At 68.0% G+C, this 20,281-nt stretch carries 25 protein-coding genes; 10 read left to right on the forward strand and 15 right to left on the reverse strand.

Annotated elements, in window-relative coordinates:
• The first annotated feature begins 28 nt into the window (after positions 1 to 28).
• Positions 29 to 586: a TIGR02265 family protein gene (locus FMQ63_RS20260; protein WP_011550800.1), complete on the forward strand. Its 558-nt coding sequence runs from the start codon at positions 29 to 31 to the stop codon at positions 584 to 586.
• A 54-nt stretch (positions 587 to 640) separates the two neighbouring features.
• Here FMQ63_RS20260 and FMQ63_RS20265 read toward each other — a convergent pair whose 3' ends face one another.
• From FMQ63_RS20265 to FMQ63_RS20275, 3 genes are all read right to left on the reverse strand, one after another.
• Positions 641 to 1,069 (reverse strand): hypothetical protein, encoded by a 429-nt coding sequence (locus FMQ63_RS20265; protein ID WP_026114221.1) that lies wholly within the window; start codon positions 1,067 to 1,069, stop codon positions 641 to 643.
• Between the two features lie 200 nt (positions 1,070 to 1,269).
• Positions 1,270 to 1,836 (reverse strand): DUF99 family protein, encoded by a 567-nt coding sequence (locus tag FMQ63_RS20270; protein WP_011550802.1) that lies wholly within the window; start codon positions 1,834 to 1,836, stop codon positions 1,270 to 1,272.
• A gap of 93 nt (positions 1,837 to 1,929) precedes the next feature.
• Positions 1,930 to 2,133, reverse strand: coding sequence for a cold-shock protein (locus tag FMQ63_RS20275; protein ID WP_002635980.1), 204 nt, complete (start codon positions 2,131 to 2,133; stop codon positions 1,930 to 1,932).
• Between the two features lie 267 nt (positions 2,134 to 2,400).
• Between FMQ63_RS20275 and FMQ63_RS20280 the strand changes: the two genes are divergently transcribed.
• From FMQ63_RS20280 to FMQ63_RS20295, 4 genes are all read left to right on the forward strand, one after another.
• Entirely contained in the window at positions 2,401 to 2,958 is a 558-nt protein-coding gene (locus FMQ63_RS20280; protein WP_020478273.1) for a hypothetical protein, read from the forward strand.
• Entirely contained in the window at positions 2,955 to 3,275 is a 321-nt protein-coding gene (locus tag FMQ63_RS20285; RefSeq protein WP_011550804.1) for a transcriptional regulator, read from the forward strand. Before FMQ63_RS20280 ends, FMQ63_RS20285 begins: the two co-directional genes overlap by 4 nt.
• A 110-nt stretch (positions 3,276 to 3,385) precedes the next feature.
• Entirely contained in the window at positions 3,386 to 3,874 is a 489-nt protein-coding gene (locus FMQ63_RS20290; RefSeq protein ID WP_011550805.1) for an SRPBCC family protein, read from the forward strand.
• 41 nt (positions 3,875 to 3,915) lie between these two features.
• Entirely contained in the window at positions 3,916 to 4,461 is a 546-nt protein-coding gene (locus FMQ63_RS20295; protein WP_225909727.1) for an SRPBCC family protein, read from the forward strand.
• Between the two features lie 69 nt (positions 4,462 to 4,530).
• On the opposite strand, the gene FMQ63_RS20300 is transcribed toward FMQ63_RS20295, so the two are convergent.
• The 3 genes from FMQ63_RS20300 to FMQ63_RS20310 all read right to left on the reverse strand — a co-directional run bounded on the left by FMQ63_RS20300 (position 4,531) and on the right by FMQ63_RS20310 (position 7,078).
• Positions 4,531 to 4,911, reverse strand: a complete 381-nt coding sequence (locus FMQ63_RS20300) for a hypothetical protein (protein WP_020478272.1) — start codon at positions 4,909 to 4,911, stop codon at positions 4,531 to 4,533.
• 144 nt (positions 4,912 to 5,055) lie between these two features.
• On the reverse strand, positions 5,056 to 6,027 hold the full coding sequence (locus tag FMQ63_RS20305) for an aldo/keto reductase (RefSeq protein ID WP_011550808.1): 972 nt from the start codon (positions 6,025 to 6,027) through the stop codon (positions 5,056 to 5,058).
• A 241-nt stretch (positions 6,028 to 6,268) separates the two neighbouring features.
• Positions 6,269 to 7,078, reverse strand: a complete 810-nt coding sequence (locus tag FMQ63_RS20310; protein WP_026114220.1) for a M57 family metalloprotease — start codon at positions 7,076 to 7,078, stop codon at positions 6,269 to 6,271.
• A 291-nt stretch (positions 7,079 to 7,369) separates the two neighbouring features.
• Between FMQ63_RS20310 and FMQ63_RS20315 the strand changes: the two genes are divergently transcribed.
• Both FMQ63_RS20315 and FMQ63_RS20320 read left to right on the forward strand, forming a co-directional pair.
• Entirely contained in the window at positions 7,370 to 7,732 is a 363-nt protein-coding gene (locus FMQ63_RS20315; protein WP_026114219.1) for a YciI family protein, read from the forward strand.
• Positions 7,733 to 7,750: 18 nt separating this feature from the next.
• The gene (locus FMQ63_RS20320; RefSeq protein ID WP_011550811.1) at positions 7,751 to 8,986 is read left to right on the forward strand and encodes an RNA polymerase sigma factor; all 1,236 of its coding nucleotides are present in this window, start codon (positions 7,751 to 7,753) and stop codon (positions 8,984 to 8,986) included.
• 43 nt (positions 8,987 to 9,029) lie between these two features.
• Here the strand turns inward: FMQ63_RS20320 and FMQ63_RS20325 are convergent, their stop codons facing one another.
• The 9 genes from FMQ63_RS20325 to FMQ63_RS20360 all read right to left on the reverse strand — a co-directional run bounded on the left by FMQ63_RS20325 (position 9,030) and on the right by FMQ63_RS20360 (position 17,170).
• Entirely contained in the window at positions 9,030 to 9,644 is a 615-nt protein-coding gene (locus FMQ63_RS20325) for a class I SAM-dependent methyltransferase (RefSeq protein ID WP_011550812.1), read from the reverse strand.
• Complete coding sequence (locus FMQ63_RS20330; protein WP_043612993.1) at positions 9,628 to 10,980, reverse strand: cytochrome P450; 1,353 nt, start codon at positions 10,978 to 10,980, stop codon at positions 9,628 to 9,630. Before FMQ63_RS20330 ends, FMQ63_RS20325 begins: the two co-directional genes overlap by 17 nt.
• Before the next feature lie 118 nt (positions 10,981 to 11,098).
• Complete coding sequence (locus FMQ63_RS38760) at positions 11,099 to 11,329, reverse strand: cittilin family RiPP precursor (protein WP_368667211.1); 231 nt, start codon at positions 11,327 to 11,329, stop codon at positions 11,099 to 11,101.
• The gene (locus tag FMQ63_RS20335; protein WP_011550814.1) at positions 11,329 to 12,087 is read right to left on the reverse strand and encodes an ABC transporter ATP-binding protein; all 759 of its coding nucleotides are present in this window, start codon (positions 12,085 to 12,087) and stop codon (positions 11,329 to 11,331) included. The genes FMQ63_RS38760 and FMQ63_RS20335 overlap by 1 nt, the downstream gene beginning before the upstream one ends.
• Positions 12,084 to 13,052, reverse strand: coding sequence for an iron chelate uptake ABC transporter family permease subunit (locus FMQ63_RS20340; RefSeq protein ID WP_011550815.1), 969 nt, complete (start codon positions 13,050 to 13,052; stop codon positions 12,084 to 12,086). Before FMQ63_RS20340 ends, FMQ63_RS20335 begins: the two co-directional genes overlap by 4 nt.
• Positions 13,042 to 14,004 carry an ABC transporter permease gene (locus tag FMQ63_RS20345; RefSeq protein WP_011550816.1) on the reverse strand — a complete coding sequence of 321 codons (963 nt, stop codon included), beginning with the start codon at positions 14,002 to 14,004 and terminating at the stop codon, positions 13,042 to 13,044. The genes FMQ63_RS20340 and FMQ63_RS20345 overlap by 11 nt, the downstream gene beginning before the upstream one ends.
• Positions 14,005 to 14,016: 12 nt before the next feature.
• Positions 14,017 to 15,003, reverse strand: a complete 987-nt coding sequence (locus FMQ63_RS20350) for a siderophore ABC transporter substrate-binding protein (protein ID WP_020478270.1) — start codon at positions 15,001 to 15,003, stop codon at positions 14,017 to 14,019.
• Between the two features lie 271 nt (positions 15,004 to 15,274).
• The gene (locus FMQ63_RS20355; RefSeq protein ID WP_020478269.1) at positions 15,275 to 16,693 is read right to left on the reverse strand and encodes an NAD(P)/FAD-dependent oxidoreductase; all 1,419 of its coding nucleotides are present in this window, start codon (positions 16,691 to 16,693) and stop codon (positions 15,275 to 15,277) included.
• Positions 16,694 to 16,846: 153 nt separating this feature from the next.
• Positions 16,847 to 17,170, reverse strand: a complete 324-nt coding sequence (locus FMQ63_RS20360; protein WP_026114218.1) for a hypothetical protein — start codon at positions 17,168 to 17,170, stop codon at positions 16,847 to 16,849.
• A gap of 215 nt (positions 17,171 to 17,385) precedes the next feature.
• Between FMQ63_RS20360 and FMQ63_RS20365 the strand changes: the two genes are divergently transcribed.
• From FMQ63_RS20365 to FMQ63_RS20375, 3 genes are all read left to right on the forward strand, one after another.
• The gene (locus FMQ63_RS20365; RefSeq protein ID WP_225909728.1) at positions 17,386 to 18,867 is read left to right on the forward strand and encodes a hypothetical protein; all 1,482 of its coding nucleotides are present in this window, start codon (positions 17,386 to 17,388) and stop codon (positions 18,865 to 18,867) included.
• A gap of 435 nt (positions 18,868 to 19,302) precedes the next feature.
• On the forward strand, positions 19,303 to 19,755 hold the full coding sequence (locus tag FMQ63_RS20370) for a hypothetical protein (protein WP_225909729.1): 453 nt from the start codon (positions 19,303 to 19,305) through the stop codon (positions 19,753 to 19,755).
• A gap of 238 nt (positions 19,756 to 19,993) precedes the next feature.
• Positions 19,994 to 20,266, forward strand: a complete 273-nt coding sequence (locus FMQ63_RS20375) for a hypothetical protein (RefSeq protein ID WP_225888511.1) — start codon at positions 19,994 to 19,996, stop codon at positions 20,264 to 20,266.
• The last annotated feature ends 15 nt before the right edge of the window (positions 20,267 to 20,281 follow it).

The following is a 20,281-nucleotide window of genomic DNA, read 5'->3' on the forward strand; positions in this document are numbered from 1 at the left end:
CTAGCGGAGGAAGGGTACACTGCTGAACATGCCGGAGAAGCTCGTCTTCGAGCACACCTTGGAGGGTCTCTTCGTGCGAGGACTGGGGGCCCGCGTCACCCCCGTGCTCCGCGAGCGGCTGCGGGAGGTGGGGGTGGACCTGGAGCGCAAGCTGCAGCCCGCCTACGCCTTTGAAACATGGTGCTTCGCCGTGCGCGTGGCCGCGCGCGAGCTGCACCCGGACGTGCCCGACGACGTGGGCTACGCGCTGCTGGGTGAGCGCCTGGTGGACGGCTACCGGGAGACGGTGCTGGGCCGCGCGGCCTTCGGTGTGATTCAGCTCCTGGGCCCCCGCCGGTGCGTGAGCCGGGCCCGGCAGATGTTCCGTTCCGGGAACAACTACACGGAGACACGCCTGGACGACGTGTCCCCCACCGAAGTGGACCTGTGGATGAACGAGGCCGGGGCCATCCGCTACTTCACGCAAGGCGCGCTACGCGCGGGCCTGCGCGCCGTGGGAGCGCCGCATGCCGAGGTTCAGGTGCGCGCCTTCACCGACGAAGGCGTCACCTACCGGCTCACGTGGCGCAACGGCCACGAGGCCTGAGCCTGCTGGGATTCCATGGGCTGGAGCCGTCCTGCTCCAGCCTGGAGGTGTGTCTCAGCGCGCCGCGTGCTCCACCGCGTCTTCCGGCGTCGCGCCCAGGAAGTAGCGCGAGCGCGCCTTGGCGAGCTGCGAGTGCGCTTCCTCCAGCGACACGCAGTCCACCGTGATGTTGTTGTCCGCCGCCGCCGCCGAGGCCACCCGCGCCGTCTGCAGCCGGGCGATGGTGGAATCCGAGACGTGCGCGCACATGACGCAGCCCATCTGCCGGCCGTAGGCCACCACCTCTCCGAAGAGGCTGGCGGACTCCGGCTCCAGGGTCCTGAGCCCACGCATGTCCGCGAGCACCAGGTGTCGTCCTCCTCCGTAGGAGTCTGTTTCGTGACGATACCGGCTCGCGAAGTCCCGCATCTCGTTCGGCCTGACGAACCCACTCAACCGCACGGTGACGGTACGGCGATTCTTGTCATTGATGACTTCGAACATGCGTGCGCCCTCCTCGCGAGGCAAAGATTAACATGAAGACAAACGAGGTTCCATGCAGCCCTCCGGGGCAGGTTCATGGCTGGAAGAGTGTGCAAGCGTGTCTGGACTGTCTGGCGCCGGTGGAAGTTTCCGCGCGCTGGCACCCTCAGGTGGTGGCGGCGCAATCCTCCGCCAGGAGGTGAAGCCCGTCTGGGAAAGGCTCAGGCGCGCTGACTGCTCTGACCGGTCACGACGGCGGAGCCGATGAGGTGTGCCAGCCGCAGGGCCTCGGGGACGAGGCCGCGGTCCGTCACGCGCGCCAGCGCCTCCGCCACCCAGGCGGGCTCCGCGCCCTGCACCTGGAAGGTGAAGCCTCCCAATTGGTGGATGGGACCCGCGCGCTTCAGCTTCGCCCAGCGCGCGTCCGCGCGAGGCAGACGCCGCAGCGCGCGCTCCACCGCGTCCAGGTCCGGTGGCCGCCGCATCACCGCCACGCACGGCCGCTTCAGCCGGCTGGCCAGCAGGGGCAGGTCCACGACGTTGAAGCCGCCGAACGCAATGCCATCCAGCAGCACCAGGTGGAGCTGCGGGAGGAACTTCCCGCCTTCCAGCAGCCGGCACACCTCCCGCGTGGCATTCCAGCCGTCGCGGCGCACCCGTCCCCAGACGAGCCCTTCGAAGCGCGTGCCTCCACACACCACGCCCGCCAGGGGCACGGCGGCGCCGGGGCGGCGCGCGAAGGGGCCGTCGTCGAAGCCGATGACACGCGGGAAGCGGGGCAGGCGCATGGGCCACGCAGCCTCTCAGGGGGCGCCCGCAAAGAGAAAGCCCGGACTCGCCATCCGCGAGGCCGGGCTTTCATGGCTTCGCCGGACCGCCGTTCAGGCCGCGCGAACGTTCTGCGCCTGCAGACCCTTGGGGCCCCGGCCTACTTCGAACTCCACCTTCTGGCCTTCCTGCAGGGTGCGGAAGCCATCCATGTTGATTGCGCTGTGATGGACGAACACGTCCTCACCGCCGCCGTCCTGCACGATGAACCCAAAGCCCTTCGCATCGTTGAACCACTTGACGGTACCGGTTGCCATGAATCGCGTTCTTTCGTTCCAAAGCGGCTGGGGTGGCCGCGGATATCGCCCTCTCAGAAACTGAAGGGCCGTGCTGCGAGGCATAGTCTGCCCGGGGCGGGCCACCGAGTGGAAGCCCCCCTGGCTGCCCAGCCGCCAGGAATTCGCGGGTGGACAGGCTTCCTGCCCTCGGTGCCCGGGCAGGCGAGGGGCTCATCGCCGTGCGTCACGGGCCGCGTGCCTACCGTAGTGGCGACTTCACGACGGCAAGACTGGAAGGAGCGCCATATGGCTGAACCGCAGACCCTGAGCCCGTCCACCCCCAGACTCGTCCCCTCCCAGGTGCCTCCCAAAGGGCGCTTCCGGCGGGGTGTGCGCCGCGCCATGGACCGGAGCGCCGCCGCTGGCATCATCTCCCGTCCGCTCCTGGGGCGGCTGCCGTTGCGCCGGTGGGTGCCCCAGGACCTGCACTCGCTCATGGACTACAAGGGCGGGACGGCCTCGGTGGTGGCGGGGGTGTTGTCCGGAGATGCCGTGGCGAAGTCCGCGGGCATTGCCCTGGGGTCCACCATCCTCGGTGTGTCATTGTTGACGGACTACCGCATCAGCTTGACCAAGCTCATCCCCATCGAAGCGCATGAAATCGCCGACTATGCCTTTGGCGCCGCGTCCATCCTCTCGCCCTTCGTGCTGGGCTATGCGAAGCGCAGCCCGCTGGCCGCGGCCATCCACGTGGCGGTGGGCGTGACGACCGTGCTCGCGTCGCTGGTGACGGACTACCGGTGCCAGACGGGCATGCACCTGGGCGGCGAGCTGGCGACGGACCCGGGGGCGATTGGCGCGTGAGTGCCCCTGTTCCTCCAGCGCGCGGCAGCACCGTGCGCGGCGCGCTGGAGGCGGCGCTGACGTCCGCCCCGGAGAGCGGCCTCACCGCGAAGGACCTCTCCGCCCTGGTGGGCATCTCCGAGAAGGACGTGGCCGGGCACCTGGAGCACCTGGAGAAATCCCTCAAGGTCCAGGGCGCCCGCCTGGAGGTGTTACCTGCCTCATGCCTGGCGTGTGGCTTCACCTTCAAGGACCGCAGGCGCTTCACGCGGCCTGGTGCCTGCCCCCAGTGTCGCGCCACTCGCATCGATCCGCCGGCCTTCCGCGTCATCGGTTGAAAGCGCCTGGGGCGCCGTCCCGGGCGCGGTGGAGATTTCACCATTCGGTTGACAATCGAGCGGTGATTGCAGAAATACTCAACCAACTGGATGAATATCGGGAGTGCGTCATGGCGTCGACAGGGAATGACAAGGGTGCGCCGGTTGCCACGGCGATGATGATGATTCGCCGTCCCGTGGCGGACGTCTTCGCGGCCTTCGTGGACCCCGCAATCACCACGAAGTTCTGGTTCAGCCGGGGCAGCGCGCGGCTCCAGCCCGGCGGCACGGCGCAGTGGTTCTGGGACACCTACGGCGTGTCGGCCACCGTGAACGTGTTGGACTTCGAGCCCGGCGCCCGCCTGCGCATCGAGTGGGGCGACCCGGGTGCGATGACCTTCGTCGAGTGGACCTTCACGGCGCTGTCGCCGGACCGCACGTTTGTCCGCGTCGTCGAGTCCGGCTTCCGGGGTGACGACAAGGCCGTCGTGGCGCGGGCGCTGGACAGCACCGGGGGATTCAACCTGCTCCTCGCCGGGGCCAAGGCCTGGCTGGAGCACGGCATCGAGCTCGCGCTCGTTCCGGACCATGTCCCCGAGGACGCGCGGCACCTCGTCTGACGCCGCGGTTCCCCCCACCCCCACGCATGACCGAAGGCGCCATGAAACGAAACTCGCACGCCCGCCTGTTGTCCTCCGACACCGTCCGTATCGAACGCCTGCTGCCCGGCCCCATCGAGCGCGTGTGGGCCTTTCTCACCGAGGCGGAGAAGCGCCGGCTGTGGCTCGCGGGCGGCCCCACGGAGACGAAGGTTGGTGGCAAGGTGGAGCTGCTGTTCCGCCACGCCGAGCTGTCAGAGGAAGGCGGCGCCCCACCGTCGCGCCATGCGGACATGGCACAGGGCCACGTCAATATGGGGCGCGTGACGGCGTGTGAGCCGCCGCACCTGTTTGCCTATACGTGGGCGGAGAACCACGGGGACCCGTCAGAGGTCCGCTTCGAGCTGACCGAGCGCGAGGACGGCGTCCTGCTGACCGTCACCCACGTGCGACTCGATGGCCGGGACTCCCTGCGCAGCGTGGCGGGCGGCTGGCATACGCACCTCGACCTCCTGGTCGACCGGCTGAATGGACAGCGCTCGCCGGACTTCTGGGAAGCCTACGAGCGCGTCCACGCCGAATACGTCACGCGCCCGGGCTTTGAGTAACGCGGTTGCCGGCGCTCCCGCGGTGCATCCGGGGGCGGCCCTTGGAGGACCGCACCCGGAGGTCCGTGTCTACTTCGGCCCTTCGGGGACGAAGCGGCAGTCCGGGTCGCTGATGGCGCACAGCTGATTGCAGCAGCCATCCGCCCGGCAGCTGCAGATGGGCTCCTGGATGATGGGCCTGCAGCTCTGGGATTTGCCGTTGCAAGTCACGGTGCCGCCGTTGGCGCTGTTGGCCGAACAGGCGAAGCCCGTGCCGGAGCACGACTTGATATTCCCGCCCTCGCACTCGATCTGCACGAAACAGTCACCGGTCAGCGCGGCCTCCTGCGTGCGGAAGTGGTCCTCGGCGGTGACGTCGTTCCCTCCCTGGGTCTGCTCCTCGGTGGGCACGGGCCCGCAGGAGGTCAGCATCACCAGCGCCATGACGAAGATTCCAGCCATCGACTTCATGAGAACCTCTCTTCTGTTGGGGGACACCGCGACAGGAAATATGAGAGGAATTTCCTGTCGTCAATAGTGACGCTCCGTGATGTTTGGGTGTCTTTTCCGACCGATTGAGAGGGATTTGTAGCCTTTTATGTCTCGCCCGGTGCGTCACCAAGCGTAGTCCTCCGGGGCGGGCTTGTGGCCCGGGAAGATGTCATCCAGGCGTGACAATGTTTTCGCATCAAGTGTGACACCGGCCGCGTGGACGGCGGCATCGAGCTGGGCGGAGGTTCGCGGTCCGATGATGGGCGCGGTGACAGCGGGCTGGTGCAGCAGCCACGCCAGCGCGACGTCACCGGGCTCATGCCCGAGCTCGTCGGCGAGCGCCTCGTAGCGCTCGATGCGGTCGCGGTGCTTCTGGAGGGCTTCCTTGGCGCGTCCTTCCAGCCGGCGCTTGCCCTCGCGCTCCTTGCGGAGCACGCCGCCCAGCAGTCCGCCCTGGAGGGGAGACCAGGGGAGGATGCCCACGCCATGGAACTGCGCGGAGGGCAACACCTCCAGCTCCACGGTGCGCGCCATCAGGTTGTAGAGCGACTGTTCGCTGACCAGTCCGGTGAAGTTGCGCCGTGCCGCCACGGCCTGGGCCTGGGCGATGTGCCAGCCCGCGAAGTTGCTGCTGCCGACGTAGAGCACCTTGCCCTGCGCCACGGCCACCTCCATGGCCTGCCAGATCTCCTCCCAGGGCGTGGCGCGGTCGATGTGGTGGAACTGATAGAGGTCGACGTAGTCCGTGCGCAGCCGCTTCAAGCTGGCATCCAGCGCGCGGCGGATGTTGAGCGCGGACAGCTTGCCCTCGTTGGGCCAGTCACCCATGGGCGCGTAGAGCTTGGTCGCGAGCACGGTGCGCTCGCGCCGCCGGTCGCCCTTGGCGAACCAGTTGCCGATGACCTCCTCGGTGCGGCCCTTGTTCTCCCCGAAGCCGTAGACGTTGGCGGTGTCGAAGAAGTTGATGCCGTGGCCGAGCGCGGAATCCATGATGGCGTGGGACTCCGGCTCCTCGGCCGTCCAACCGAAGTTCATGGTGCCCAGGCACAGCCGGCTGACGGAGAGCCCCGAGCGGCCCAATTGCGTGTACTTCATGGCGACTCCTCGATGGCCGGAGGCAGGCTCCCTCCACCGAGGACGGCCCGGCCGTTCACCGTCCCGCGGGTGCCGTGCATTCAGGGCATCCGCGGCGCATGGGGGCCAGGGGTTTGCGGTGACGCCCACGCCAGGTGTCGGACAGCCAACCCGGGCGCGTGTCGAGGTGGCGGTGGTGAAACGAAAAAGGGCCACCGCCATGAAGGCGGTGGCCCTTGGGGCCGGCGGAAGACCGTAGGGCTTACGGGTACAGCGCGCGGGCGCCGCTGCGGTCGTTGCTGGTCAGCACCAGGTCGCCCGTCTGGGTACCGCTGCACTGCGGGTAGTGCATGACGGAGCTGGCGTCATACGGCGTCAGCGCGCGCCAGGCGTTGTCCTCGTAGCAGCCGGTGCTGGTGAGGCGGGTGTGCTCGTGGCGGAAGCCCAGCACGTGACCCAGCTCGTGGCGAAGCACGCCCTCCAGCGTCCAGGGCGAGATGTTCTGGAAGGACGTGGTCGAGATGAGGACGTTGGCACTGCGGCGGGCGCTGTTGGGGAAGAAGGCGCGCGCCAGGTACTGGGACGTGTTGGTCTGGTTCACGTCGAACACGACGTTGTTGTTGCGGTTGGTGCACTTCGAGTCTTCAGCGCTGACGTGGACGAACTTGACGTTGGCGGCCGCCTCCCACTCCGCCGCGGCGCTCTTCATCGCGTTGACCACGCGCGTGTAGTTGCCGCCGAACTTGGTGCTCACGCAGTACGTGAGGTTGAGGGCCTGGCTGGCGCTCCACTTGATGTCGCGTCCACCGCTGTAATACACGGCCAGCGCGCCCTGCTGCGTTCCAATGCCGCCGACGGACTGCTCGTAGAACTCGCGCAGCTCCGACTCCGTCGGCAGGAAGATGTCACCGTCGACGACGAAGCCGCCGGACTCGGGCTCCTGATACGCGCCGGCGCGGAACTCCTCGAACGAGACCTGCTGCGTATCCTGCGTCTCGGACTCAGGGGCGCCGCACGCGGAGCCAAGGACGGAGATGCCTGCCAGAAGCGCAATGGAGCGAAACTTAGCCATGGTGGACCCTCGGAGCGGATTCTCGGAATTGAAACAAAAAGCGAGAAGAAGACCCCGGCCCCGGGAAAACGGACACACAGGTCCACGCGAATTCTGAAACGGGGCTTGAGTCTCACTGGAAGTGAGAGTGTCTGCTCTGACTCAGGGTGAATCGGCCCGCATCGACGGCGAGCACCGGGGGCGGGTAACCGAAAAGAAATCCCCCGTGAAAAGGCGGTCGATTCACGGAGGTTTCGTTCGACCACGGAAGCAGGGAGGCTCTTCTCCCGCTCACCCGTGAGGCACGGACCCATGAAGTACCTGCTGATGATCTACGAGAACGAGAAGGCCGCCGAGGCGATGTCGGAGGCGGACGTCCAGCGCGTGATGGGGGAGTACGGCACCTTCGAGGTGGCCATCCAGCAGAGCGGGCACTTCATCTCGGGCGAGGAACTGGAGCCCACGACGGCGGCCACCACGGTGCGCATCCGAGACGGCAAGCGACTGACGACCGACGGCCCATTCGCGGAGACGCGGGAGCAACTGGGCGGCTTCTTTCTCGTGGAGGCCAGGGACCTCGACGAGGCGATTGGCATCGCGTCTCGCATTCCCAGCGCGCGCAGCGGCTCCATCGAGGTGCGGCCGGTGCGGGAATTCGCCAGGCCCCAGGACTGACGCCGGCTCCCGCGCGGCATGATGGACACCTCCTCCATTCTCGAACGGGCGCACCGTGAGGATTACGGGCGCATCGTGGCCACGCTCATCCGCGTGCTGGACGGCGACTTCGGCGCGGCGGAGGAGGTGGTGCAGGACGCCTTCGCCGCGGCCTTGAATCAGTGGCCGCGCGAGGGTGTGCCGCGCGAGCCGGCCGGTTGGCTGATGCGTGTCGCGCGCAACAAGGCGGTGGACCGCATGCGGCGGTCCGCTCGCCTGGAGGCGCGCGTGGGCGAGTTGGAGGCGGTGGCGCCATCCGTGGACGACGCCGAATGGCAGACGTTGCCGGACGACTCGCTGCGGTTGCTCTTCACCTGCTGTCACCCCGCCTTGTCACCCGAGGCCCAGGTGGCGCTCGCGCTTCGTTGTCTGTGTGGGTTGACGACGGAGCAGATCGCCCGCGCCTTCATCGTGTCGCCCGCCACGCTGGCCCAGCGGCTGGTGCGCGCGCAGCGGAAGATACGCACCGCGCGCATCCCCTACGTCATCCCGGAGCCCGAGGCGCTGGCGGAGCGCACCGAGGGCGTGCTGCACACGCTCTACCTCGTCTTCTCGGAGGGCTACGCGGCCACGGACGGGCCGGCGTTGCTGCGAGTGGACCTTTGCGAAGAGGCCCTGCGCCTGGCCCGGCTGGCGCGCTCGCTGCTCCCAGGCGACGCGGAGGTGGCGTCCCTGCGGGCGTTGATGCTGCTTCACCACTCCCGCCGCCGGGCACGCGTGGCGGCGGATGGCGGGCTGGTGCTGCTGGACCGGCAGGACCGTTCGCTCTGGGATGGCGCGCAGCGGGACGAAGGACTGGCGGAGCTGGGAGCCGCGCTCGCCATGGGGGCTCGGGGGCCGTACACGGTGCAGGCGGCCATCGCGGCGCTGCATGCCCAGGCTCCGCGCGCCGAGGACACCGACTGGGCGCAGATTGCCGCGCTGTATGCGCGGCTGGTGGTGCTGACGCCGGGGCCCGTGGTGGCGCTCAACCATGCTGCCGCCGTGGCGATGGCCCGCGGCCCCGAGCACGGATTGTCCCTGGTGGATGACCTGGAGGCCTCCGGACGGCTGGCGGACTACCACCTGCTGCCGGCCGCGCGCGCGGACCTGCTCCGGCGTCTGGGGCGCAAGGACGAGGCCGCGAGTGCCTACCGGCGGGCACTGGCAATGGTCCGCACCGCGCCCGAGCGGCGTTTCCTGGAAGCGCGGCTTCTCGAACTGCTGGCGGAGTGAAGGCGCCCACGCTGGCTTCTCGGTGGGAGCGACAGCGCCTGAGTCAGTCCTCTGTCGATGACGAAGGAGGCACCCGTTCGATGGTGGCGAGCCAGGCCTGCGCGCCCTCCGGGTCGGTCTGCTCGTAGTGCGCCTCCTGGATGGACTTCACGCGCCAGCCTTCCCCGAAGGTCGCGTTCAGTGCCTCCGGTGGAACGGCGCGCGGTCCGTCGCGGAAGTACAGCGCATGGTAGTGCCCGCCGGGCCGGAGCACGCTCGCGAGGCTGGCGGCGAACGCGGGCCGGTCTCCAGGCTCGAAGACGTGGAGCAGGGCCGAATCAAGGATGGTGTCGAAGCGCCGGCCCAGCGTGGCCAGCTCCAGGGCGTTGCCCACACGCAGGTCCACGTCGAGCCCGCGCAGAGAGGCCGTCTCGCGTGCTCGCAGGATGGCCGGCTCCATCATGTCCACGCCGCACACCGGCAGGCCCTTGGCCGCCAGAAAGAGGGCGTTCTCCGCGAAGCCGCAGCCCACGTCGAGCACCTCGCCGGAAATCGCGCCGGCCTCCCACAACTGGACGAAGGCCTGTTGGGGCCGTCCGATGTCCCAGGGTGCGCCCAGCAGGTATGCCGAGCGGAAGAACTCGCGCCGGACCGCTGCCCCTTCATGCTCCCGCCGCATGCCGCACCTCGCCTTCCTGTGTTGTGTGAGAGCGATGCCGCGGAATCAGCCAGACCCCGAGCGGCTGGAGCGCGAGCGCCGGCCGGGGCCGCACCACGCAGCCCGGTGCCAGCTCCAGCCGGAACCGCCGTGCCACGCACGCGGTGATGAGCACCGTCTCCATCATCGCCAGCGCCGAGCCGATGCAGAACCGGGGGCCGCCGCCGAACGGGAAGTAGACGTACCGGTGCATGCGTTGGGCGTCCTCGGACAGCCAGCGGTCTGGACGGAAGGACTCGGGGGCGTCGAAGTAGCGCGCGTCGCGGTGGGTGACCCACTGGCTCACCGCCAGCATCGTTCCCGCTGGGACGTGGAACCCGCCGAGCTCACAGTCGCGCAGCGCCTCCCGGCTGGTGATCCACGCCGGTGAGTACAGGCGCATGGCCTCCTTCACCACCGCCTCCGTGTAGCGCAGGCGAGGAAGGTCCTCGGCGCCAGGGAGCCGGCCCCCGAGCACCGTCTCCAGCTCCGCCACCAGCCGGGCCTCGGCCTCCGGGTGCTGGGCCAGCAGGTACCAGGCCCACACGAGCGCGTCCGCCGTCGTCTCGTGCCCGGACATGATCATCGTCGCCAGCTCATCGCGCAGTTGATTCTCGGAGAGGGGGACCGGAGCGGACAGCAGCAGGGCGAGCAGGTCCGTGCGCGACTCCGGTTGCTCCCGATAGCGGCGCACGAGCGTCGCGAGCAGCGTGTTGAGCCGGCCCAGGGCGCGGCGCAGGCGGAGGTTGGTGGGCGTGGGCACCCAGATGGGCGGCCGCAGGGGGCTGTCGGTGTGCCGCATGACAGCGTCCACGGCGTCGGCCACGTGGCGGGCCTCGTCGTCGATGGGCGTGTGGAAGAGGAATCGGCTGACGATGTCGAGCGCCAGCGCGGACACGTCCGCGTGCACGTCCCGCGCGTCGCCCGGGCGCCACGTCTGGAGCATCGTTTCGGTGAGGGCCACCACGGTGTCACCACACGCGGCCACGTGCTTGCGATGGAACGCGGGCTGGACGAGGCGCCGCTTGCGCAGCCAGTCCTCGCCCTCGCTGTTCATCATCGCTTCGGGAAAGCCGCCTTTGTGACGCTTGCCTTGGCCCACTCCGGCGAGCTTCACAAAGTTGCCGTCGCCGTTGACCAGGACGCGTTCAATCAGGTCCGGGTGATTGAGGAGGAAGTTGCGCTTCCCCAGGCGCACCACGTCGCCGTACTCCCTGGCGCAGCGGGTGAGGAACCCCAGCGGGTCCTCGGAGAACTCCACCAGGTTGCCAGCAATGAAGTGGCCCTGGGGCCCCGGCGGAAGGCGCACCTGTGACATGAAAGGGTCCTGGAGGGGGGAACTACCGCTGGCGCAGGTGGAGCGAACCATGCGCTCCACCCACGTCGACCAGCTCTTGAGACCCAACCGTCAGGGCTCAATGCCTGACGGATTTTGACTAGTAATAGATATACGGGGCGGAGAGCTTGTCCGCGCGAGCAAACCGCATCAGCACAGCCAAAGAGTACAGGGCCTTCTTCATGGCGAACTCCTGGTTTGAGGTGGTGGCGTCTTGCTGTCTGCTGACGTCATGGCCAGCGCGGTGAAATGTGGCACAGCCTGAGAAGGCAGTGCAAGTGTCTGTGATTAGTGGAAACCCCTTGCATCCCAGGCTGGCGCGCCGCGCCATCACCGGTAGTGGGTGGCAATCCAGTCGCCTTCAATCTGCTGCACGGAGATGTCCAACTCGTAGATGGCGCGCAGGACGTCGGGGCGCATGATGTCCTCCGGGCGGCCCTGGAACGCGACCTTGCCGTCGCGCATGGCGACGATGTGGTCGGAGTAGCAGGAGGCGAAGTTGATGTCGTGCAGCACCAGCACGAAGCTCTTGCCCAGCGTGTCCGCGGCGTGCCGGAGCCGCTTCATCATGGACACCGCGTGTTTCAGGTCCAGGCCGTTGAGCGGCTCGTCCAGCAGCACGTGGTCCGTGTCCTGGCAGAGCACCATGGCCACGAAGGCGCGCTGACGCTGGCCGCCGGACATCTCATCCAGGAAGCGGTCGGCGAGCGCGCTCAGCCCCATGTGCTCGATGGCCCGCTCCACGTGTTCGCGGTCCTGCACGGTGGGGCGGCCCTTGGTGTGCGGATAGCGGCCGAAGGTCACCAGCTCACGCACCGTCAGCCGGGCGGAGATGTGGTTGTCCTGCCGGAGGATGGCCAGCCGCTTCGCGAGCGTGTCCCCCGGCGTGGTGGTGACGTCCAGCCCGTCCACCCAAACGTTGCCCGATGACATGGGCATCACCCGGCTCATCATGGACAGCAGGGTCGACTTGCCCGCGCCGTTGGGGCCGATGATGGAGGTGACGCCGCCCACGGGCAGGCTCAGGGTGACGCCATCCACCACCAGCGTTTCACCGTAGCGCTTGCTGACGTTCTTCGCCTCGATCATCTCGTGGCCTTTCTCATGAGCATCGCGATGAACACCATCCCGCCGACGAACTCGATGATGACCCGTGGATTGGTGTCCAGGCGGAAGACGCGCTCCAGCATGAACTGCCCGGCGATCAGGGCGATGGCGGCGATGAGCGCGGCGGCGGGGAGGACGAACGCGTGCTGGTACGTCCGCATCACCGCGTAGGCGATGTTGGCCACCAGCAACCCCAGGAACGTCACGGGCCCCACCAGCGCGGTGGACACGGCGACCAGGATGGCCACCAGCGCCAGCACCCATGACACCGTCCGCTGGTAGTCCACGCCCAGGTTGATGGCGGCCTCCCGGCCCAGCACCAGGACGTCACAGGCGCGCAGCAGCCGCAGGCCCAGCACGGAGACCCCCAGCGTCAGCACCGCGGAGAGCAGCAGCAGGTCGTGCTCCGGGTCGTTGAAGCTGGCGAAGAAGCGGTCCTGCAGGAAGATGAACTCGTTGGGTTCGATGACGCGCTGGACGAACGACGACAGGCTCCGGAACAGCACGCCCATCACCACGCCAGTGAGCAGTAGCAGGTGGACGTTGCCCCGGGCCATGCCGAAGAGCCAGCCGTGCAGCATGGCGGAGAAGGCCACCATGATGATGACCTCCGCGCCGAACAGGAACCGGGGGTCCAGCCCCGCCACGGTGGTGGAGCCCAGGAAGAACACCAGGCACGTCTGGATGAGCACGTACAGGTAGTCGAACCCCATGATGGCGGGCGTCAGCACGCGGTTGCCCGTCACCGTCTGGAAGAGCACCGTGGAGACGGCGACGGCGTAGCCCACCAGCAACGCGGTGGCGACCTTCTTCCCGCGGAAGGGCAGCACGAAGTCCCACGGGCCGCTCACGTCGACGAGCATGAACAGGGCCATGAAGGCCACGGCCACGCAGCCCAGCACGAGCAGGGGCCGCAGGGGGCTGACGGGCGGGGCGTTAGCCGGCACGGGCGCCTCGCTTCAGCAGGAGGTACAGGAAGAGCACGCTGCCGATGACGCCGGCGATGGTGCCTCCGGGAATCTCATACGGGTGGCGCACCACGCGGCCCACGATGTCGCAGAGCAGCACGAAGGCCGCGCCGCTCACCGCGACCCAGGGAATGGACCTGCGCGCGTTGTCGCCCATGACCATGCTGACCAGGTTGGGGACAATCAGTCCCAGGAACGGAATCATGCCCACCGTGACGACCACCATCGCGGTGACCAGGGCGACGATGACCAGCCCCAGCGCGACGATGCGCGGGTAGTTCAGCCCCAGGTTGGTGGTGAACGTCTCGCCCATGCCGGCCACGGTGAAGCGGTCCGCGGCAGTGTAGGCGGCGCAGGTGAGGCCCAGCGTCACCCACAGCAGCTCGTAACGGCCGCGAAGCACGGTGGAGAAGTCACCCGTGGTCCACGCGTTGACCGTCTGAAGCAGGTCGTACCGGTAGGCGAAGAAGGTCGTCGCCGAATCGATGATGCCGCCCAGAATCAGGCCCACCACCGGGACGATGAGGGCCGAGCGCAGGGGAATGCGCCGCAGCACCAGCAGGAACAGCGCCGTCCCCGCGAGGGCGAAGACGGTGGCCACCATCATCTTCCCGAGCACCGGAAGGCCAGGCGCCAGCAGGGTGGCGGTCAGCAGGCCCAGGCTGGCGGACTCCGCGGTGCCCGCTGTGGTGGGCTCCACGAAGCGGTTGCGGGCAATCATCTGCATGATGAGGCCCGCGACGCCCAGGGATGTGCCCGCCAGCATGACGGCGAACAGGCGCGGCAGCCGGCTGATGACCAGCACCTGGAGGGCGCGCTCATCCGGCTCGGGAGCGAAGAGGGCGCGCCAGGACACGTCACTGGCGCCAATCAGGAGGCTGACCACCGCCAACGTGACGAGGACGGCGGCGGCGGCGAACGCGCGCTTCACGGTGGGGAGGGACTACTGGGCCTGCGTGTAGGCGCTCGCGACCTGGTCGCGGAGCTGCTTGACGGACTGGATGCCGCCGCCGGTCAGGTAGGTGACGCCGGGGTCCAGGTAGATGACCTGGTTCTTCTGCCAGGCCGTCGTCTGCCGCACCAATTCATTGTCCAGCACCTGCCGGGCATTGCCTTCCTTCTGACCGGTGGCGGCGTCCCGGTCGATGACGAACAGCCAGTCGGGATTCTTCTCCCGGATGAACTCCGCGCTGATGGACTCGCCGTGCAGCGAGGTGCGCAGGCCCTCGACGGCCTCGGGCACGCCGAAGTCACCATGGATGACGCCAAAGCGCGAACCCGGGCCATAGGCGCTCATGCGCCCTCCGGTGACGAGCACGACCAGCCCCTTGCCGCGTGTCGCCGTCATCTGTTGGAGGTCCGCCACCGACTTGCGCAGGTCCTCAATCAGGCCGCGCGCCTTCTCCTCCTTGCCAAAGACGCTGGCTAGCATCTCCGTGTTGGCAATCACCGAGGCGATGAAGTCCTTGCCGCTCATCGGCACGTCGATGGTGGGCGCGATGCGGGAGAGGTTCGAGTACTTCGCGCTGGAGCGGCCCCCGGTGATGATGAGGTCCGGCTTCGCGGCCTGGAGTGCCTCGTAGTCAGGCTCGAACAGGGTGCCCATGCGCGGGTACTTCGCGTCCCGGAACCGGGTCAGGTGCTGGGGGAACATGTCGCCCGCCACGCCGTGGACGTCCACCTCCAGGGCCTGGAGGATGTCCAGCGCCACCAGGTCGAACACCACCACCCGCCGCGGCTTCAGCGGGACGACGGTGGTGCCTTGTCCGTGCGTCACCGTCCGGCCCTCCGGCGCGGCAGCCTCCGCGGCGGGAGTGGACGCGGCGGCGTCCGGGCGCTGGAACCTCACGCCCACCCACAGGACGGCCAGCACGACGACGACGGAAAGCAGGGCGAAGAGCGGAAGGGAACGCCTGTTGGATGGACTCACGGTAGTCGTTGGAAAGGGTGATTTTGATTCTGCGAATCAGTTTCGCATCATAGATGCTTACGTCCGCACCGTCAAAGCCTGGGTGTTTCTTCTGAAGGGAGAGACGGCTGCCCTTGAGTCTGTCTCGCTCCAGGGCGGTCCTTCGCGCCGGGCTTCGGCCACCAGACCGGCTGTTTGAATCCGGCCATTGGGCCGCGCGCTCACGGACGTGAGTCTGTTCGACTTCTTCGCGGAGCGGCTCGGCCGCTGCGTGCATTGGCGCGCTGGTCCGTCATGGAGATGAGGAGGGCGGGGCCGGGCGGATGTCCGTGTTCGCCCGCGCATGCAGGGGCATGAAGAGCGCGCGGGCGCCGTCCGCGAGCACTGGCAGGGCCACCGAAGGCTGGAGGACGGCGCCCAGCCCCGCCTGGAGGTGCAGGAGTCGGTTGAACTGCCGGTGCACGGCGGCGTCCCGGGAGCTGCGCTCCATCATCCGCCGGATGTACCAGTGCAGCACTCCCACGCCGGGCTTCCGCTGGCCGACGGCCTTCGGGTACTGCAGGTCGATGTTCGTGCCCATGAACCAGGGCAGGCGGATGGTGTCGGACAGGCGCTTGCGGAAGCGCTGGGCGAGTCCGTCGAGCGTCGTGGGGAAGCGCCTGGCCTGCTCTTCGATGCAGGCGAGGAGCTGCGCCGCGCCCTGGGCCGCCACCGACATGCCTTGGCCGAAGACAGGGTTGAAGGCACACACGGCGTCACCGAGGATGATCCAGTTCTCCGGGAAGCGCGCGAGGCGTTCATAGTGCCGCCAGCGGCTCTCCTTCACCTTGTGCAGGGTGAGCGGCCCCAACGGCCGGGCCTCCCGCAGGCAGGCGTACAGGTCCGGCTGGGGCAGTGAGCGGGCGAACGCGAGGAAGCCTTCGTCGTCCGCGGGCGCGTGCTCGCCGAAGTACCCATTGAGGGTGACAATCCAGCGGTCCCCCTCTACGCGGGAGATGAAGCCGGCGCGCCAGTTCACGGGCGGACACGGGTACTGCATGAGCACCTTCCAGTCCTCCTGGCGGTGCGCGGGAGGTTCGTAGAGGCGGGTGGTGTACGCGAGGTCCACCCGCACCTGTTCCTCGTCGGGACGTGCATGGCCCAGGGCCTCCAGCCACTGGGGCGCACGCGAGCCCCGGCCCGTGGCATCCACCACCAGCGCGGCCTCCAGCGGTTCCTCCACGCCGGCCTTCTTCAACCGCACGCCGGTGACGCGCTGGTGGGAGGCGTCCGTGAGCAGCCCTTCGACCGAGACGCCGCCGTGAAACTCGACGTTGGGCAGCGCCAGCACCCGGCGCAGCACGTGCCATTCCAGGAAGGGACGCGTACACACCAGCAGGGGAAGGCCTTGGGGGACGCGCGACTTCCAGACGCCGAAGTGGTGCCACGCGACGTCCCGGCTCGAATCGATGAGCGCGGCCCCCTGGTCCTGGAGGTCCTGGAGGAGGCCGGGGAAGAAGCGCTCCAGGAGGCGGTGACCCGCGTCCAGCATCACGTGGACGTGTGTGCCCTGGGGAGCACCTTTGCGCGCCGCGTGCATGCCGGGGAGCGAGTCCCTCTCCAGGATGACGACTTTCTCGAAGTGGTCCGCGAGCGCGCGGGCGCTCAGCAGCCCCGCCATGCTGCCGCCCATGACCACGGCACGTCCAAAGCGATGTCCAGGCACGTCCACGTTTCAGGCCCCCTGCGTTCCATCCGACGTGCCCGCTTCAGAAGAAGGCAAAGCCTTCTCCCGAAACCAGTCGCCGTCAGTGGGGACATTCCATGGCGTGGGTCTGACGTGTGCCGTTGGAATGCGCACGTGCTGCCCAGGCTGGACGTCGACTCAAAGCAGTTCGCAGCCGGGGATGCAGTAACGCACGTTGATGAGCGTGCGCGTGCCCGTGATGTTGGACTGACACGCCGCGTACTGGGTCGCGGGCTGGCCGTTCTGACGCGTGTTTCCGCACTTCGCCGTACAGGCCTGCACGTTCTCGAGCCAGTAGATGAGGTCTCCATTGGGGCAGTGCGGCGGGTAGCCCAGGCCCTGCTCGACGCTGACGGGGGCCTCACCTTCGGGGACGTCCAGGTTGGCCTCTCCGCCACCGCAGGCGATGAGCGACAAGGAGAGACACGCGGTCAGCGAGGCGATGAGACGGGAGGTCTTCATGGCTCGGCTCCTTCCAGGAGTGGAATCCAGGGATGATGCCTCAACCTCGTCATTCGCTGAAAGCACGTGCCGAGTGCTGCCGCGGAGGACAACCGCACCCGCACTTCCCATCGGGAGGTCGGATTTCCTGAAGTGACCTGCCCTCCAGGGCAATGGGCGTTCGCCATCCTGCTTCCCACCGTCCCCCGGTTTCGGACCGGAGAGGAGTGGTGCACATGCGCATTGGAAGTTGGTGTGTTCTCGCGGGGCTGGGGATGCTGGGCTGTGGTGGTGTCGAGGAGGAAGTGAGCGCCGCCACCGAGGAAGCGCGGGTCCAGGCACAAGCCTGTGCTCCCGGGGGCACCGTCTACAAGGTGAAGGACATCCTGCCTCCGGACGCGCCGCTCCCGTCCCCCAACGTGCCGGTGCCCGACTCGCTGACGAACGTGCAGGGCACGCTCTACTTCGGGTCGGACCTCTACGGGGACCGCGCCACCCTGTGGCGCAGTGATGGGACCTCCGTGGGCACCGTGCCCGTGAAGGAGTTCATCGCGCCGGGACCGGGCTACCGGGGACTGAGCGAGTTCACGCCGGTGGGCGCCCGCCTCTTCTTCATGGTGAATGCGTCGCCATTTGGAAGGGAGTTGTGGGTCAGTGATGGGACGGGAGCGGGCACGCGGCTCGTCAAGGACCTCGAGCCGGGGACGGCCAGTTCCTCGCTGTCCTACCTGGGACAGGCAGGGGACGTGCTGACCTTCTTCCGGAACCCCTCCGCGGGAGCCGGGGTGTCGCTGTGGCGCTCCGATGGGACGGAGGCGGGTACGTTCCAGCTCATGGCCTACGGACCGGACCAGGAGGTGTCGTCACGGCCACTGGAGGTGGCGGGGGCGCGCTTGTTCACCATGAGCAGCACGGGGGCGGGCACCTGGCTGTGGCGGACGGATGGAACGGCCGCGGGAACCAGGCGGGTCAAACGTCTGGACGCGGAGCGGATCTATATCTCCGGCTGGGAGCACACCGAGACGGGCGTGGGGGTCTTCACCTTCTGGGACTCGGGGGCCATCACCGAGGTCTGGAAGACGGACGGGACTCCGGGCGGCACCGTGCGCCTGGAGTCCTTCGGTGGCGATGTCCGGCTGCTGGGGGCCCTGGGTGGGCACGTCTATCTGTCGTCCGTGGTCGGGGGAGGGACATCCTTGAGGGTGTCGAGGGTGTCGCTCGCGGGCGGTGGCAAGGAGACGGTGACCACGCTGCCCAACCGCTACGCGGGCCAGCCCGGCGCGTGGCCCTTCGCGCAGATGGCGGTGCGCGCGGGCGGGAAGCTCTATCTGTCCGTGGGCATCGGCACGCCCGGGCCCGCGCCTCGTGAGGTGAGCCTCTGGGTGACGGATGGCACGGCGGCCGGGACGCGGGAGCTCAGCCGGGGCCTGTCGACGTCCGATGAGTGGGCCTCGCCGCTCTTCGACACCGGCGCCGGGACGCTGCTCTTCAGCACGAATGAGGGCGGCACGGGTCTGGAGCCCTGGGTGACGGACGGCACGCCCGAGCGGACAGGTCTCGTCGCGGACCTCAGTCCCCTGGGCGGCTCCTCACCCGAGGACTTCACCCGCGTGGGCAGCACCGTGTTCTTCCGCGCCTACTCCAACGCCTGGGGTGACGCGCTGTGGGCCATGCCGACCAACGTGGCATGCCCCACCCAGGAGCTCCTCGCGCGCTGACGCGCCGTGACGGCGTGAGACGGTGGATGGCGGCGTGCGTCCGAGCCTGCCTGGAGCAAGGCTCGACGCACGCGGTCGTCGCCGGTGTCGGGAAAGTCCCAGTTGTGACATGAAATGCAACAACCAGGAATCCAGACATCGATGATGGGGATGGCTCTTGTCAGGAAATACGGGAGGATCCAAACGAGAATCCTGTCGTTTCGCGCCTCGTCGTGCTGGTGCGGAATGGCTGCATTCACAGATGGGTTGCTGTGGTTTGACCGGTAGCCGTGATTGGATTATCTCTTCGTGCGCTGCTTTTTGTCGCAGCCATGAAGCCTGTCGTCCATGCTGATGGTCTGAAACGGCAGGGCCTCGCTGAGCCGTGCGAGAGGCCCGGGTCCGGAGCCGCTCCTCTCGTCGTCCCGCAGCCCACCTCCACAAGGAAGGTCGCCTGTGAACAGTCCCATCCTGATTCTGGGTTTGCTCGTGGCCAGCGCAGACCCGAGTCATGCCGCGAACTCCTCGCGTGAAAGGTCGGCCACGGTGAACTCCGCCAGCACCAGTGCCTCGAGGGACCGTGTCTCCATGCAGGCCAATGGTGCGAGCCTGGTGGTCGAACTCAAGACGGTGCGTGACGTCAGCGCGGTGGTCGTCACCGAGTCGTCTCCGGTGGCGTTCTGGCCCTTCCAGAAGAACGACGTCATCGTGCGCATCAACACGAAGCAGATCTCCCGCCCGTCGGACATCCTCTTCGTCTGGCGCACCGGAGCGCCCTCGTCCTTCGAGTTCGAGGTCCTCCGAGGCGGAACGCGTCTGGTGTTCACTGGCACGGCGGCGGAGTTCCCGGGGCTGGCCCTGCCTCCCACGCCGGAGCCGCCCCCGCCGCCTCCGCCCCCGACGCCCTGAGTCCCCGGCACCGCCCGTCTCCAACCCGTCGCGAGGCCCCGGTACGCCGGAGGCCCGCGTTCGCCGTTCGGGGCGTCTGGTAAAGTCATTCCACTCATGGCGACAGTGGGGTGTTTGTTTTTGTCGGGATGCGTCTTGATATGTCGTGAGAAGGCTATGGACAATCAAGACGCCCGGACAGGTGAGGCGTGAAGACCTGGACGGGTCGCAGACAAAAACAACACCCCCGGAGGTACGCATGGACGACTCGAAGAAGGGTTCTCGTCGTACGATTCGCGCACTCGCCTCACCGGCTGCCCTGACGGTGCTCTTCGGAGCCTTCGCCAGCAACGCCGCGACCCTGAAGCCCGTGGTGAATGACACCATTGGCGTCAGCAACGTCAGCTTCCCGACGACCGAGGTCCAGCAGCAACAGCAGCAGCAACAGCAACAGGTCGTGAAGCCTGGCACCATGGCCAGCGGCAAGCCGGTGATGCTCCAGTCGCTCGTCGCGGACCTGGGCCTCGCATAGCTCCACCGAAGTCTG

Origin of the sequence: Myxococcus sp. CA005, assembly GCF_006518205.1 — a bacterium.
GTDB classification, from domain to species: Bacteria; Myxococcota; Myxococcia; order Myxococcales; family Myxococcaceae; genus Myxococcus; species Myxococcus xanthus.